General features: G+C 56.2%; 16 protein-coding genes. 5 read left to right on the top strand and 11 right to left on the bottom strand.

Translation table 11 applies throughout. From position 1 onward, the window contains the following. The first annotated feature begins 457 nt into the window (after positions 1-457). On the top strand, positions 458-913 hold the full coding sequence (locus hmeg3_RS04705; RefSeq protein WP_094562712.1) for an OsmC family protein: 456 nt from the start codon (positions 458-460) through the stop codon (positions 911-913). Positions 914-1018: 105 nt separating this feature from the next. Here the strand turns inward: hmeg3_RS04705 and coq7 are convergent, their stop codons facing one another. The 11 genes from coq7 to hmeg3_RS04655 form a co-directional block, all read right to left on the bottom strand. Further along, on the bottom strand, positions 1019-1645 hold the full coding sequence (gene coq7, locus hmeg3_RS04700) for a 2-polyprenyl-3-methyl-6-methoxy-1,4-benzoquinone monooxygenase (RefSeq protein ID WP_094562710.1): 627 nt from the start codon (positions 1643-1645) through the stop codon (positions 1019-1021). A gap of 54 nt (positions 1646-1699) precedes the next feature. Then, entirely contained in the window at positions 1700-2734 is a 1035-nt protein-coding gene (pyrC, locus tag hmeg3_RS04695) for a dihydroorotase (RefSeq protein ID WP_094562708.1), read from the bottom strand. 240 nt (positions 2735-2974) lie between these two features. Next, on the bottom strand, positions 2975-3703 hold the full coding sequence (locus tag hmeg3_RS04690; RefSeq protein WP_007877944.1) for an amino acid ABC transporter ATP-binding protein: 729 nt from the start codon (positions 3701-3703) through the stop codon (positions 2975-2977). A 72-nt stretch (positions 3704-3775) separates the two neighbouring features. After that, a complete protein-coding gene (locus tag hmeg3_RS04685) occupies positions 3776-4471 on the bottom strand; it encodes an amino acid ABC transporter permease (RefSeq protein ID WP_094562707.1) in 696 nt (231 codons plus the stop codon). A gap of 3 nt (positions 4472-4474) precedes the next feature. Then, on the bottom strand, positions 4475-5224 hold the full coding sequence (locus hmeg3_RS04680; protein WP_094562705.1) for an amino acid ABC transporter permease: 750 nt from the start codon (positions 5222-5224) through the stop codon (positions 4475-4477). A 210-nt stretch (positions 5225-5434) separates the two neighbouring features. Then, a complete protein-coding gene (locus hmeg3_RS04675; RefSeq protein WP_094562703.1) occupies positions 5435-6382 on the bottom strand; it encodes an amino acid ABC transporter substrate-binding protein in 948 nt (315 codons plus the stop codon). Between the two features lie 173 nt (positions 6383-6555). Further along, complete coding sequence (locus tag hmeg3_RS04670; RefSeq protein ID WP_232511871.1) at positions 6556-7401, bottom strand: amino acid ABC transporter substrate-binding protein; 846 nt, start codon at positions 7399-7401, stop codon at positions 6556-6558. Continuing rightward, on the bottom strand, positions 7367-7675 hold the full coding sequence (locus tag hmeg3_RS24900) for a hypothetical protein (RefSeq protein WP_198361918.1): 309 nt from the start codon (positions 7673-7675) through the stop codon (positions 7367-7369). Before hmeg3_RS24900 ends, hmeg3_RS04670 begins: the two co-directional genes overlap by 35 nt. 331 nt (positions 7676-8006) lie before the next feature. Continuing rightward, the gene (locus tag hmeg3_RS04665; protein WP_094562700.1) at positions 8007-9305 is read right to left on the bottom strand and encodes a Glu/Leu/Phe/Val dehydrogenase; all 1299 of its coding nucleotides are present in this window, start codon (positions 9303-9305) and stop codon (positions 8007-8009) included. Positions 9306-9633: 328 nt separating this feature from the next. Beyond that, positions 9634-10605, bottom strand: coding sequence for a LysR family transcriptional regulator (locus hmeg3_RS04660; RefSeq protein ID WP_094562698.1), 972 nt, complete (start codon positions 10603-10605; stop codon positions 9634-9636). Between the two features lie 65 nt (positions 10606-10670). Continuing rightward, on the bottom strand, positions 10671-12533 hold the full coding sequence (locus hmeg3_RS04655) for an ABC transporter ATP-binding protein/permease (protein ID WP_094562697.1): 1863 nt from the start codon (positions 12531-12533) through the stop codon (positions 10671-10673). A gap of 172 nt (positions 12534-12705) precedes the next feature. Here hmeg3_RS04655 and hmeg3_RS04650 point away from each other — a divergent pair, with 172 nt between their 5' ends. From hmeg3_RS04650 to hmeg3_RS04635, 4 genes are all read left to right on the top strand, one after another. Next, a complete protein-coding gene (locus hmeg3_RS04650; protein WP_094562695.1) occupies positions 12706-13173 on the top strand; it encodes an acyl-CoA thioesterase in 468 nt (155 codons plus the stop codon). 83 nt (positions 13174-13256) lie between these two features. Beyond that, the gene (locus hmeg3_RS04645; RefSeq protein ID WP_094562693.1) at positions 13257-14207 is read left to right on the top strand and encodes a 2-hydroxyacid dehydrogenase; all 951 of its coding nucleotides are present in this window, start codon (positions 13257-13259) and stop codon (positions 14205-14207) included. A 13-nt stretch (positions 14208-14220) separates the two neighbouring features. Continuing rightward, positions 14221-15210, top strand: a complete 990-nt coding sequence (locus hmeg3_RS04640) for a 2-dehydro-3-deoxygalactonokinase (RefSeq protein WP_094562691.1) — start codon at positions 14221-14223, stop codon at positions 15208-15210. A 45-nt stretch (positions 15211-15255) separates the two neighbouring features. Then, positions 15256-15879 carry a 2-dehydro-3-deoxy-6-phosphogalactonate aldolase gene (locus hmeg3_RS04635; protein ID WP_094562689.1) on the top strand — a complete coding sequence of 208 codons (624 nt, stop codon included), beginning with the start codon at positions 15256-15258 and terminating at the stop codon, positions 15877-15879. The last annotated feature ends 81 nt before the right edge of the window (positions 15880-15960 follow it).

The following is a 15960-nucleotide window of genomic DNA, read 5'->3' as shown; positions in this document are numbered from 1 at the left end:
GTTGTCTTTCCAGAGCGCACGGAAAGCCGAGAATTATAGCCTTTTCAATGACTTAGCGTCAAACCCTTTATTGGCTTAGCCGCGCGCCGTGGGCTTTTCGGCACATTTGCCTATGAGGGTTGATACGCGTGAGCAATCCGCTGCAGACAAAAAAAAACCCGAAACGAGGGTTTCGGGTTTAAATCCACACCAAAGGAGGAGGGTGGAGGAGACAAGGTTTGATTGCGTCGAAAACGTCAATCAGTGAATTCAATATAGCAAACGAAATTGTGCAGCGCAAGATTTAATTTCCCCTATATAGAGTATTTAAAAATTAAAGAAAATCGGATATTTTGCTGCTCTGCAATATGCATTTTTTTGCCTATTTCACCGTGCCTCGCGTCCACGAGATGCAAACCACATTTCCCGAAAAAGCTACAATAGCCGCCTCCCTCTAATTTACCCTGCGAGAACGCACATGGAATGCACAGTACGCTGGACCGGCCTTTCCGGCATGACCTTCTTGGCTGAAACCGGCTCAGGCCACGTGGTGGCGATGGATGGCGCCCCGGACGGCGGCGGTCGCAACCTGGCGCCGCGCCCGATGGAAGTAGTGCTGCTCGGCACCGGCGGCTGCACAGCTTATGACGTGGTGGTGATTTTGCGCAAAAGCGGCCAGGATATTCGCGGCTGCGAAGTGACGCTGAAGTCGGAACGGGCGGAACAGGATCCCAAAGTCTTTACCAAGATCCACTTCCATTTCACGGTGCGCGGCCGCAATCTGAAGCCGAATGTTGTCGAACGCGCCATCAAGTTGTCACACGACAAATATTGCTCGGCCTCGATCATGCTGGAAAAAACTGCAGAAATGACACACTCGTTTGAGATCGTGGATGATCTGAGCGATGAAGTACAGGTTCAGGCACAGCAATAATTGCCGGCGCCCTCGCCTTCTGCTGCAATCGTGCAATCCATGCAATTGCAGCAATGAGCGAAATGACAGACTCAAAAACAAAACAGGGCTTCACGCCCTGTTTTGTTATATGCGGTAAGCCACCGTTGTCATGACCTTGGACATCATTTTCATGACACCGCGAATTGGCGCAGGCATCTCAGCCGCGCCCAAAGCCTTGGCTGCCTCGCCATGCTCCACCTCGTCCTTGCGCATCTGATCGACGATGGCGCGCGATTTGGCGTCTTGCGGCGGTAGCTTTTCCAGATGGCTGATGAGATGCAACTCGACCTGCCGCTCGGTCTCGGCAACGAAACCAAGATTGCGTGCATCGCCGACACGTGCAGCGATCGTACCCAGCACATACGAACCTGCATACCATAAAGGATTAAGAAGGCTGGTATGCGAACCCAATTCGCGCAGACGCTCAGCGGTCCACGCCAGATGATCCTCTTCTTCGATGCCCGCATGCGCAAACTGCTGCTTCAGTGCCTGCGCCTGAGCGAAGCGGCCTTGCGCATCGTACAGAGCCTGAGCGCACACTTCGCCGACATGATTGACCCGCATCAGGCCCGCACTGTGCAGTTTTTCTGCATCGCTCATGGCCGAATCGCCAATCTGCGCTGCAGGATTCGGACGTGATGAAGCCACCACGCCGCTGACCACGCGCAAGGCCTTGTCCAGATCAGTAATCAGTTGGTCGACGAATTGCATGGATACAGATCCCAGTAAAAATTAATCCTGCGCAGACAAGAACAGCGGCGCCGTTCAGTCCATTTTCCAGTTGATTGTCTCGCCGCCATTCAACGGCACAACCGTCGCATCGCCCATCGGCAGCTCCGCCGGAATGGTCCAGTTCTCGCGGCGCAAGGTAACTTTTCCTTCGTTGCGCGGCAGATTGTAGAAGGCTGGGCCGTTAAAGCTGGCAAACGCTTCAAGCTTGTCCAACGCGCCGGCCTGATCGAAGGCTTGCGCGTACAGCTCCAACGCGTGCAAAGCGGTGTAGCAACCGGCACAACCGCAGGCGTGCTCTTTCAAACCTTTGGCGTGCGGCGCGGAATCCGTACCGAGGAAGAACTTGTCGCTGCCCGAAATCGCCGCCGCAACCAGAGCCTGACGATGCGTCTCGCGCTTAAGCACTGGCAGACAGTAATAGTGGGGACGAATACCGCCTTTGAAGATTTCATTGCGGTTGTAGAGCAAGTGATGTGCGGTAATTGTCGCCGCCGTAGGCCCTTCAGAAGCAAAGACGTAGTCGGCGGCATCCTTGGTCGTGATATGTTCGAAGACAACCTTCAGCTCCGGCATATCCTTGCGCAGCGGTGTCATGACGCGATCGATGAAAACAGCCTCGCGATCGAAAATGTCGATCGCCGGATCGGTCACTTCGCCGTGAACCAGGAAAGGCATGCCGACTTCCTGCAAGACCTCCAGTGTTTTGTAGCAGTTGCGCAGGTCAGTCACGCCTGCATCGGAATTGGTAGTCGCACCGGCCGGATACAGCTTGACCGCTTTCACGAAACCGCTCGCCTTGGCCTTGCGGATTTCTTCCGGTGGCGTGTTGTCGGTGAGATAGAGCACCATCAGCGGTTCGAACTTCACGCCGGCAGGCAGCGCAGCCAGAATACGGTCGCGGTAGGCGCTCGCCTGCTCGGTCGTGGTGACCGGCGGCTTCAGGTTCGGCATGATGATCGCACGCGCGAATTGATGAGCGGTATGCGGCAATACGCTTGCCAGGGTAGCGCCGTCGCGCAAATGCAAATGCCAGTCGTCCGGACGGGTAATGGTCACTACGTCGCTCATCGCTCTTCTCTTCCTCTGAATTAGTGCTCGTGCCAAGCGCACGACATCCCGCTATTTTACCGCAAGGGCCGTCGCCCCCGAATTGCGGCACCTCAAATCCTTGCCTCGGACGCCACCTTCAAACGCAAGCCTTAAAGAACAAAAACCGCCTCGGCATGCACCGGGCGGTTTTTGTTGAACGACTGAATATGCCGGATCGAAGCGCAGAAAATACGCTTCGGATATAGCTGCATCGACGTCTTAGTGCGTGATGATCTTGGCCAGGAAGTCGCGAGCGCGCTCCGAGCGTGGCGAACCGAAGAAGTCTTCCTTCTTGCAGTCTTCCACAACCAGGCCCTTGTCCATGAAGATGACGCGATTGGCAACTTTGCGCGCAAAGCCCATTTCATGGGTCACAACCATCATGGTCATGCCTTCTTGTGCCAGGCCGACCATAACGTCCAGCACTTCATTGATCATTTCAGGGTCGAGCGCCGATGTCGGTTCATCGAACAGCATCGCGATCGGATCCATCGACAGCGCGCGGGCGATCGCCACACGTTGCTGCTGGCCGCCGGACAGCTGACCCGGGAATTTATCCTTTTGCGCGATCAGACCGACGCGATCCAGATACTTCAGGCCCTTTTCAGTCGCTTCGTCAACGCTGCGGCCCAACACCTTAACCTGGCCGATGGTCAGGTTTTCACGGATCGACAGATGCGGGAACAGTTCGAAGTTCTGGAACACCATGCCGATGCGCGCACGCAGCTTCGACAAATTGGTTTTTGGGTCGCCGACGGATACGCCATCAACGGTGATCGTACCCTTCTGGAACGGCTCCAGGCCGTTGACGGTCTTGATCAGCGTCGACTTGCCCGAACCCGAAGGACCGCAGACCACAACCACATCGCCCTTGGCAACGCTGGTGGTGCAATCGGTCAGAACCTGGAAGCTGCCGTACCACTTGCTGACGTTATTGAGTTCAATCATTTATTTCTCCTAATTCCTGAATACGGTATCAGCCGGCCACGCATCTGATATGTGCTGGCCGGCATGTGTCGGTTAGCGAATGATGGCGATCTTGTGCTGGAAGCGCTTCACAGTTTGCGACAGCACGAAGCTGAGCACAAAGTAGACCACGGCGACGAACAGGTACATTTCCACCAGACGGCCGTCACGCTGAGCGATCTTGGAAGCGCTGGTCACGAAGTCCGGGACTGAACCCAGCACATACACCAGCGACACGTCCTGGAACAACACGATGGTTTGTGTCAGCAAGATGGGGGTCACGTTGCGGAAAGCCTGCGGCAGCACCACATTGCCCATCATCTGCCAGTAGTTCATACCGATGGCGTAGCCTGCAAACACCTGACCGCGCGGGATTGACTGAATACCCGAACGCATGATTTCGCAGTAGTACGCTGCTTCAAACAAGATGAAGGTAATCAGCGCCGATTGGAAAGCGCCGACCTGAATTGGTTCGCTGGCGCCGATCACCCAGGCGCCGATAAACGGCACTAGGAAGTAGAACCAGAAAATCACCAGCACCAGCGGCACCGAGCGGATCAGGTTGACATAGGTCGTCGCAACAAAGGACAGCGGCTTGTTGCTGGACAAGCGCATCATCGCCAGCAAAGTGCCGAGGATGATACCGCCGACCATTGCAGTAACGGTCAGCACCAACGTGAACTTCAGGCCGGTCGTGATCAGGTAGAACCACGAACGCTGAATAATATCGAAGTCGAAATTAGAAAACATAGTTTAATGTCCTCCCGTACTGGAGCTGCCGGTCGTGATATAGCCTGGCACGGCGGTAACTTTTTCCAGGATGCGCGCCAACAGCAACGCAATGACGGAAATGATGATGTAGATAATGGTGGCGCCGGTGAGCGATTCGAAGGTCTGGAACGTGAATTCGCGCATCGAGTAAGTCGCCGCAGTCAATTCCACCAGACCGATGGTCAACGCCACCGAGCTGTTCTTGATGATCGCAGCAAACTCGTTGGTCAATGCCGGGATGATGATCCGGAAAGCCATCGGCAGCAGCACATAACGGTAAGTCTGCACAGGTGTCAGCCCCAGTGCGGCGCCGGCCATGCGCTGACCGCGCGGCAAGGCGTTGATACCGGTACTCACCTGCACGGCAACCCGCGACGAGGTAAAGAAACCCAGTGCCAGGAAGGCGGTGACAAACGACGCTTCCGGCAGGCTCTTGAGCCAGTCGCCCACAGCAGCAGGCACCAGCTCCGGCATGACGAAGTACCAGAGGAACATCTGGACCAGCAGCGGAATATTGCGGAACAGCTCAACGTAGCCGTTTGCGATGCGTACAGCCCATGGTTTCTGGGTCGTGCGAATGGTGCCGACGATCGTGCCGAGAACCAGTGCCATGATCCAGGCCAGTACGGCCGTGGCGATGGTCCATTTCAGGCCGATCAGTAATGTATCGATGTAGGGGATGCCATCGGGAGACTGCTCCCAGAATATGCCCCAGTTCCAGTTGTAATGCATAGATGCCCTCGTCTTCTCGTCTCGACTCGTTTGCGATCAAGAATGCCGCATTGCCACGACATTCCCAGGCGGCCTGCGCCGGTTTTACATGAGGTAAAAAACGGCTGTTCTGAGCAGGTCTTGCTTTCTTCGCCAACTTAAACAAAACGGGGGACAACTCCCCCGTTTCGTTTTTCATGCTGCACAGCAATCAAATGCTGCGTTTTTGCCTTATTTCTTCTTCGAAGATTGCTTTTGTGCTTCTGGCACAGCTGCGTAAGCAGATGGTTCGCCGGAATCGGTAGGCTTGGCAAAAACAGCTTGCAGTTGCGGGCTCATCGGCACGTTCAGGTTGACACCCTTCGGTGGGATAGGCGATTGGAACCACTTGGCATAGATCTTCTTGATGTCGTCGCCCTTGTAGACGTTGATCATTGCATCGTCGACCACCTTCTTGAAGGCTGTATCGCCCAATGGCAGGATCAGGCCGTATGGCTCAACCGACAACGCTTCGCTGGAAACGACGTAGTCGCCAGGCGCCTTGGAGTTGGCTGCCAGCGAAGACAACAGAATATCGTCCATCACAAACGCGACTGCACGGCCGGTTTCAACCATCAGGAAAGCTTCGGCGTGGTCCTTGGCGGCCAGGATGTTCATACCCAGGTTGCGCTCAGTGTTCAGCGTAGTGATTTGCTTCAGGTTGGAGGTACCGGAGGTCGACACAATAGTCTTGCCCTTCAGGTCGTCCAGAGTCTTCAGGTTAGCAGCCTTCTTTGTCAGGAAGCGGTTAGCTGTAACGAACTCGGTAACGGCGAAAGCAACTTGCTTCTGACGTTCCATGTTGTTGGTAGCCGAATCGCAAGAAATGTCGGTTGTGCCGTTAGCGATCAGTGGAATACGCGTTGCCGAAGTCACAGGAACCATCTTCACATTCAGCGAAGTCAGACCCAATTTCTTCTGGATCGCTGTTGCCGCCTTCAGGCACAGGTCGATCGAGTAACCTTGATACGATTGCTTGTCATCGAGGTAGGAAAACGGGATGGATGCGTCGCGCACACCCAGTGTCAGCGTGCCGGTTTCTTTGATCTTCTTCAGACGACCGGTGAACTCTTCAGCGTGAACCGAGCCCATCAATACACTTGCCCCAACCAATACCCCTGCTAGCTTTAATAACTTCATGTGACCTCCTGGAAAAATTTTTACGTAGTGTACCAAAAGCCATTCTTCAAAAATAGTCTTCATTCCTGAAAAGAGGCTATTTTGCCTTTAAATTACCTTAGTTTTGAAAAACCTTCCTGCACTGCAGGATGCGGCTCAAAAAACCATCATTTCGTGCGGAAATTCCGCCAAATTCAGTCATCAGCAACCTTGTCCGTCGGGTAGCGCAACGTATCGCGCAGCAGATACCCCATCGGCATGCCCATCGCGGGTATCGTGTCGCTGATCGGTTTCGTAAACCAGCGATCATAAATCTTGAAAATATCCCCGGACCGAATAATCTTCACCATCTGCAAATCTACGTACCGCTTGAACTCCGGATCTCCCTTGTGCATCATGATGCCGTAGGGCTCCAGCGAAAGCGAATCACCTACAACTGCGTAACGCTCAGGGTGTGGCACCGATAACAGATACCTGCGCAACAGCACGTCTTCCATTACGAAGGCATCCGCCAATCCCTTCTCCAGACTGCTGAAGGCTTCTTCGTTATACGCCACCTCCACGATCTTGATGCCGAGAGAGCGGATGTTACTGCGCTCATCAATCTGCTTGACCATCGGTGTATTACGCGGCACCACTATCGTCTTGCCGCGCAGGTCTTCCCAATTGCGAATTCCCGAACCAGCCTTCACCAGCATGCGTACCGATGCAAAAAAATGCGGCACGGTAAAAGTTGCAATCTTCCGGCGCTCAGCATTGTTCGTCGACGTGCTGCATTCCAGATCCGCCTTATTCTGATCCAGTGCGATAAAACGCGTCACCGTATCCACTTCCATGAACTGCACCTGCAACTGCGGCAACTTAAAATCCCTTCGAATCCCTTCCGCAATTTTTCGACACAGATCAATCGTATACCCAGTCACCTGTTTGTCATCATTCAAAAACGCAAACGGCATCGTTCCGTTTAAATAGGCAATGACAAACGTATTGGTGCGCTTGATTTTCTCAAGCGTTCCTTCCGCGTGCACCTGCAATGACATACCGATTCCGAAACCCCATGCGATGACAACCCAACAACGCCATACTTGCCTGATCGATCTGTTTGCCATTGAAGACTCGCATGCCAGCCTTGCGACCGGAGAAGTTTAATGAGCAAGTATCATGCCAGAAAATCAAGTAAGCAATCCCGCAATCAACAGCGTAATTCGCGGCCTTATCGTGCAGTTGAGACCCGATAGGATGCATGCCACGACGCCGATTGCCCGCAGGGATGCGATTTTCAAAAGGAATGCTTTTGCCGCTTTCGATCGACATTGCAAAAGCCTCCGCGCAATGGATGCGCAGACCGCTTTGCAGCAAACGCAAAGGCGTTCGCACCGACGACACCGCCATCGGCATGTTTCGAATGTTGGGCGTAGACGTCTCCTCCTTACGCACAAATCAAACGGTCACGGCGTGCGCAAAAAATGCGATGAAAACGCACGCGCGCTTTTCGCATTCTTCATCAGACCGATGCAGGCATGCCTGCGTACCGCCATTTATTTTTTCTATTTTCGCCGGCAGGGAATATTGATTTTTTGTGTTCCCTGCCGACGCTTGCTTCAACTACTTATTTTTACTTGCCTGCTACAGACTACCGACTGCATCAAGGATACAGACCGCGCATTTCACGCGCTTGCAACACACGAGTACATGCCACGATAAATGCGGCTGTACGCAACGTTACCTTCTTGTCCTCAGCCAGTTGCCAGACCGCCGCGAACGCTTCACGCATGATGCGTGTGAGGCGCAAATTGATTTCGTCTTCAGTCCAGAAGAAGCTCGAAAAATCCTGCACCCATTCAAAGTAACTGACGGTCACACCGCCGGCATTGGCAATCACGTCAGGCACGATCAACACACCCTTTTCAGTCAGGATGTCATCGGCCGCGGGAGAGGTCGGGCCGTTAGCGCCTTCCAGAATGATCTTGGCGCGAATCGACGGCGCGTTGTTGACCGTGATTTGCTGTTCGAGTGCAGCAGGCACCAGAATGTCGCAATCGGTTGCCCAAAACTGGGCGCGATCCTTGACTTCGTCACCGCCCGGGAAACCTTGAACACTGCCGTGTTGCGCAACGTAGGCTTGCAGTGCAGGCACATCGAGACCAGTATCGCGTACCACTGTTGTGATGTGATCTTGCACCGCGACGACCTTGGCGCCGGCCTCTGCGAACAAGCGTGCAGCGATGCCGCCGACGTTACCGAAACCTTGCACGGCGACGCGCGCCTCTTTGATATCAAGATTACGTTTTGCAGCAGCTTCGCAACCGACCACAAACACACCGCGGCCTGTTGCCTCGTGGCGTCCCAGGCTGCCACCCAGCGAGATCGGCTTGCCGGTCACAACGCCAGATGAAGTGCTTCCCTGGTTCATGGAATAGGTATCCATCATCCACGCCATGATCTGCGAATCGGTATTCACGTCCGGTGCTGGAATATCTTTGTTCGGTCCGATGATGATGCCGATTTCGCTGGTGTAGCGACGTGTCATGCGTTGCAGTTCGCCGCGCGACAAGGTCTTCGGATCAACGCGGATACCGCCTTTGGCACCGCCGTAAGGCACGTTCACTGCTGCGTTCTTGACCGTCATCCACGCCGACAGCGCCATCACTTCAGACAACGTCACATCCTGGTGAAAACGCACACCGCCCTTGCCGGGACCACGCGACGTGTTGTGCTGCACGCGATAGCCTTCAAAGTGGGCAATCGTGCCGTCGTCGCGTTCGATAGGAACGTCCACGATCAGCATGCGCTTCGGGCGCTTCAGGGTTTCCACCCAGCGCGCCAGCGAGCCCAGGTAAGGGGTAACGCGGTCGATTTGTTCGAGATAATCACCCCATGGGCCGATGCCATGCGGTGTAAGGTAGGAAGGGACTTCGTGCTGCTTGACTGGTTCGTTCGACATGATGCAATCGCTCCTTGATGTTGCCACGCTTTAGCCATGCTGGCCGACGCTGCTGCAAAATTAATCAAACCGCGAAACGCAGGATTACATCATCCTACTCCTTCCGGAGTCGGAGTTGTCGCGCGATATTGCTTAATTTTTCAGCCGCCGGCGAGGAGAAAGCCTCGCCAGGCGTGTGGACATCTCTGCACAGGAAAACCGTGCAGACCAGACTCCAGGGCACGCCATCGACAGCGACGCCATCGTAGGGCAATGCAATGCACCAACGCTAATGCTTTGTGCGCATGCAACTATGCAATCCATGCATAACCTGCAAACAGGCCTTGTACTATGCGCCTTTCGGAGGCTTTTTTGCCCGTGCAGCCGCGCTCTTCCGGTTCTCTTCCAGTTCCTGAAGGTAATCCCACAAGCGCGCGACCACCACTTTTCCGCTGCGCTGCGGCGTCGGCCGCTCACGATAGAGACGGATTTCCATCTCGACTTCCCATTCGCCGTGAGCGCCATCGGCGCGCGCCAGCTGCTTGTTGCGCACTTCACGGGTTACCGAAGACTCCGGCAAGAAAGCCACTCCATGACCTTCCAGCGCCATCATCTTGAGACTTTCGGACATGTCGGTCTCGTAGTGCTTTTCCAGATGCAACGGCTTTTTGGCGTCGCTCATGATCAGCTCGACCATGCGTCCCAGATAGGCATTCGGCGTGTAGGACAAAAAAGGCAAAGGTGACTTGGAACTGCCGGGAAGCACATAATCCGGCTTGCCGCTGCGATCGCAACGTGAATAGGGACGCACGCTTTCATGCCCCATGGTCAGCATGTCGTAACGGCTGGAATCCAATTGCACCGGCTGGCGCGGGTGGTGATAGCACAACAGCAAATCGCAGCCCCCTTCAACGATGGTCATCACCGCATCATGGACGTTGAGCGCAATCAGGCGCGTATTGAGCGCGCCGAATCCCGACTCCAGCGAACTCAGCCATTTGGGGAAATAGGTCAGCGACAAGGTGTGCGGCACCGCAAAATCGACCGTGGTCTGCTGCGCCGGCCGCTTGCCGCGCAACATGGCACGCGTATTGTTGATCTGGCCAAGCATCTCCACCGCCTGCTCGTAGAACACCTCGCCTGCGGCGGTCAGCCGCGTCGGATACGAAGTACGGTCGATCAGGTCGGATCCCAGCCAGGCCTCCAGAGACTGAATACGCCGCGAAAAAGCCGGCTGCGTCACATGCCGCAATTCGGCCGATCGACTGAAACTGCGCGTCTCAGCCAGGGAAATAAAATCTTCCAGCCATTTGGTTTCCATTCGTCCTACCCCACCTCAGGAGAGCATCATGCCAACAATGCGACAATGCTTCGTCTTGTTTTAATTTACGCCAGTTGCAGCGATGGCGACGACTCAGATGCACCTTCATCTTCGTCATCATCCTTGGCTTGCTGCCTCGCCCACATCTGCGCATACGCACCACCTGACACCAGCAACTGCGTATGCGTGCCGCGCTCAATGATACGACCGTGTTCCAGCACCAGAATCTGATGTGCATCGACAATCGTCGACAGCCGATGTGCGATGACCAGCGTAGTGCGGTCTTGTGCGATCTCGCTCAACTGCTCCTGAATCGCCTGCTCCGATTTGGAGTCAAGTGCGGATGTGGCTTCGTCAAAAATCAGCACCGCAGGATTTTTCAACAGAGTGCGGGCGATCGCCACGCGCTGCTTTTCGCCGCCGGACAATTTCAGACCGCGCTCGCCGACTGTGGTCGCATACCCGTCCGGCAGTGACTCGATGAAGTCATGCACGTAGGCTGCCTTGGCGGCGGCAACGATTTCCTCCTTGCTGCTGCCGGGCTTGCCGTAAGCGATGTTGTACTCGATGGTATCGTTGAACAGCACCGTGTCCTGCGGCACGATGCCGATGGCCTGGCGCAGCGATCCTTGCGTGACCTTGCGCAGATCCTGACCATCAATGGTGATGCTGCCGGCGTCGACATCATAGAAGCGGTACAGCAAACGTGACAGCGTGGACTTTCCCGATCCGCTGTGGCCGACCACCGCCGTCGTGGTGCCGGCGGCGATTTCAAAATCGACGCCGAACAGAATCTGGCGCTTGCTCTCGTAGCTGAAATCGATGTTCTTGAAATGCACTGCCGCGCCATCCGTGACGAGCGGCTTGGAGTCAGGCGTATCAGCAATTTCCTTGTTCTGCTCCAGCAGCGAAAACAAACGTTCCATATCGGCCAGGCTCTGCTTGATTTCGCGATAAATCACTCCGAGGAAATTCAGCGGAATGTACAACTGGATCATGAAGGCATTCACCAGCACCAGATCACCCAGACTCATCGTACCGTTGATCACGCCCTGCGTTGCACGCCACAGAATCAGTGTCACGGCGATGGCGATGATCGCCGATTGCCCCGAATTCAGCAGCGACAATGACGATTGCGATTTGATGGCGGCTGTTTCGTAGCGTTGCAACCCTTCGTCGTAACGCCGTGCTTCGAAATCTTCATTACTGAAATACTTCACCGTCTCGTAATTGAGCAGCGAATCGATTGCTTTGGAGTTCGCCCGCGAATCGAGATCGTTCATCGTGCGACGGAAATGCGTACGCCACTCCGTCACCGTGATCGTGAAGATGATGTAAAGCACCAGTGCGCCACCCGTGATGACGGTAAACCAGATCTCGTAATGCAACACCAGATACACCATCACCAGCGCGATCTCGATCAGCGTCGGCAAGATGCTGAACAGTGCATACGACACCAGCGTCGACACGCCGCGCGTACCGCGTTCGATGTCGCGCGTCATGCCGCCGGTCTGGCGATTCAGGTGAAAGCGCAGCGACAACGAATGCAGATGGCGAAACACTTGCAAGGCAATCGTGCGCACCGCGCGCTGAGTCACTTTCGCAAACACGAACTCGCGCAACTCGGTAAAGACAGTGGTCGCCAGTCGCAACGCACCATAAGCCACCAGCAGCGACAGCGGCAACACCAGCAAAGCCTGAGGATTGTTCGGCCCGATCGTCATGCGATCGACGAGTTGCTTGAGCAACAACGGTACGCCGATATTGGTCAGCTTGGCGCCGACCAGAAAACCCAGGGCCAGCAGCACGCGCCATTTGTAGGTCCAGAGGTAAGGCAACAAGGTGCCCAGCGTTTGCCAGTCGCTATGAGCGGGAACAGAAGCACCGCGCTCAGCTTGCGGCGCGGAAGATGGCGGATATCGACGCATGAAAGAATTGACCGAAAAAATTTGTGCTTTTGTTTTACGGAGGAGCCGACGCAGAGGCAGCGACTCCTATAAACTAGGGGATTAGAGTCTGTAATAGCCGATGTGGCTTTACCCTCCCGAACTTCCGCATTATAAGAGTCCCCAGGACTTCACGCTTTTAAAAGGAAACGCAATGACAAGCCAGCATAACACCTCGCTGCCATTAGGAAAGATGCCGCAACTGCGCGTCATGCCGATGCCGGCCGACGCCAACGTCTATGGCGACGTCTTCGGCGGATGGATCATGGCTCAGGTCGACATCGCCGGTTCCCTGCCCGCCACCAAACGCGCAAACGGCCGCGTCGCCACGATTGCGGTCAACTCGTTCTTGTTTAAACACCCCGTCTTCGTCGGCGATTTGCTGTCGTTTTACGCCGATATCGTCAAAGTCGGCAATACCTCGATCACCGTCAATGTCGAAGTCTACGCCGAACGCAATCGGCTCCAAACCGAAATCGTCAAGGTGACCGAAGCCACGCTGACCTACGTCGCCACCGATGAACACCGTCAACCGCGTGCCCTCCCGCCACTGGCGCCGGGCGACAGCATTCCGATCACCAGCGGCTTGCAAGAGCTGGGTGGTGGCTGGTCGGCAGCCTGATACAGATTTGATGCCGCGTTAATTTTCCCGGGACAGGCCTGACTGCTGCGGGCCTGTCTTTTCATTCACCGTTAAGACATCCCATGACCTCCACTTCCGCACGTCCCGACATCCTTATTGCCGCCAGCCTTCCTCCCCACCTAAGCCAACGCCTGCATGAGCATTTTAATTGCCATGACATCAACACCCTGAGCGAAGACCAGCTGGCCGCCATTGCGCCCTCCATTCGCGCCATTTCGTCCAAAGGCGAAACCAAGGTCACACGCGACTTCATCGCCCGCTTCCCGGCGCTGGAAGTCATCTCCGTCTTCGGCGTCGGCTATGACGGCGTCGATGCCGTCGCTGCGCGCGAACGCGGTATCGAAGTCACCAATACGCCGGACGTGCTGACGGATGACGTCGCCGATTTCGCCATGACGCTGTTGCTCTCCACCGCGCGCCAGGTCGTCCACGCCGACCGCTTCGCCCGCAGCGGCGAATGGAAAAAAGGCCCGCACGCGCTGACCACCAAGGTCACCGGCTCGCGCCTGGGCATCGTCGGGCTGGGCCGCATCGGCAAAGCCATCGCCAAGCGCGCCGAAGCCTTCGACATGACGATTGCATATCACAACCGCTCGCCGCAAAGCGACGTCAGCTACCGCTACGTCGCCGATCTGAAGACGCTGGCGTCCGAAGTCGATTTCCTCGTGCTGTCGATGCCGGGCGGCGCAGGAACACGTGCCCTGATCAATGCCGAAATCCTCGAAGCGCTCGGTCCCAAGGGCTTTCTGATTAACGTTGCGCGCGGCTCGGTGGTTGATGAGACGGCGCTGATCAAAGCTCTGCAAGAAGGCAAAATTGCCGGCGCCGGTCTCGACGTGTTCGAGAACGAACCGAATGTACCGGAAGCACTGGCCAAGCTCGACAACGTCACCCTGACGCCGCATATGGCCAGCGGTACCGTGATCACTCGTACCGCCATGGCGGATCTGGCGTTCGAAAATCTGCAGGCGCACTTCAGCGGCAAGCCGTTGCTGACGCCGGTACCTCGCTAAAAGACGTATCACGATGAGTACAACCCGACTGATCGCGCTCGACTGGGGCACAACGTCACTGCGCGCCTATCGCCTCGGCGACAATGGCGTCGTGCTCGACAAGCGCGGACTGCCGTGGGGCATCATGAACTTGCCCACGCTTGATACAACCGTGGGCGACGGCAACAACAGTAGCAGCCGCAACGCAGGCTTCCTCAAGGCATTCGATGAAGCCTGCGGCGATTGGCTGCGCGATGCGCCAGGCACACCGGTCATTGCCGCCGGCATGGTCGGCAGTGCGCAAGGCTGGCGCGAAGCCGCCTATGTCGATATGCCGCTGGCAGTCGCCGACGTCGGCAAGCAACTGACGCGCATCGACATTGCCGACGGACTGGTGCTGCACATCGTTCCCGGCTTGCTGCAACGTACCGGCTTGCCCAATGTCATCCGCGGTGAAGAAACGCAGGTCGTCGGCGTTCTGGAGTCGCTGCAAGGCGATGCCGAAGTCCTGATCGGCCTGCCCGGCACGCATTCGAAATGGGTGCGCGTACAAGCACGGCGCATGACACATTTCGATACCTTCATGACCGGTGAGGTCTATGCGGTGCTGAGCCAGCACACCATCCTCGGGCGCACGATGGAACGTGGCGAGGAACCCGATAATGCTGCCTTCGAACGTGGCTTGCGCGTGGCGCAAACCGAGGAGGGACGCGCCGGCGTGCTGTCCAATATTTTCAGCAGCCGTACTCTGGGCTTGGTGGGTGAACTGTCGCCGCGCAGCCAGCCGGACTATCTGTCCGGCCTGTTGATCGGCCACGAAATCGCTGCCTTGAAATCCACGCGGGAAGCTGCCGGCTGTGCGCCCTCCCCACACATCATCCTGATTGGCGACGACAAGCTGTGCGCCCGCTATCAGGCCGCCTTGAATCTGTACGGCCTGAATCTGAATGGCATCGACATCGCGGCGCAAGCCACCGAAACCGGTTTGTGGAAAATCGCTCTGCAAGCCGGACTGCTGAGCTAAGCTCAACTGAGTTCAACCGAGTATCAGCATCACTGGAGAAACATCATGTTGAAAGAAGCACTGAAACAATGCGGATTGATCGCGATCCTGCGCGGCATCCGTCCTGACGAAGTCGAGGGTATCGGCAAGGTGTTGTATGACGCGGGATTCCGCATCATCGAAGTGCCGCTGAACTCTCCCGAACCCTTCGAAAGCATTCGCGTGCTGCGCAATGCGCTGCCGGCCAGTTGCATGGTCGGCGCCGGTACGGTGCTGTCGCCGGCGCAGGTGCTGCAGGTCAAGGATGCGGAAGGACAGTTGATTGTCATGCCGCACAGCGACCCCGAAGTGATCCGCGCTGCGACTGCCGCCGGGCTCGCCAGCGCACCGGGCGTGGCGACGGTGACCGAGGCATTTGCCGCACTGGCTGCAGGCGCGGACATCCTCAAGATGTTCCCCGCGGAGCAGCTCGGTCCGGTCGTCGTCAAAGCCTGGCGCGCGGTGATTCCGGCCAATGTCATGCTGGTGCCGGTCGGCGGCATCACACCTGCCAACCTCAAGGAATTCGTCGCGGCCGGCGCATCGGCATTCGGGCTTGGCTCCGCGCTGTACAAACCCGGCATGAGCGCCGAACAGGTGAAGCAGAATGCAGAAGCCTTCGTCAGCGCGTGGAAGCAAACCCAGATCTGATTCGATTGCATCCGAGCGGCTGCACAACCATAAAAAAACGCGACCGGCAAGGTCGCGTTTTTTTATTTGTACTGCAGAAGA

The organism is Herbaspirillum sp. meg3, from assembly GCF_002257565.1.
Lineage (GTDB): Bacteria > Pseudomonadota > Gammaproteobacteria > Burkholderiales > Burkholderiaceae_D > Herbaspirillum.
The sequence above is the reverse complement of the archived record's forward strand: the minus strand, read 5'-3'. Positions and strand labels throughout refer to the sequence as shown.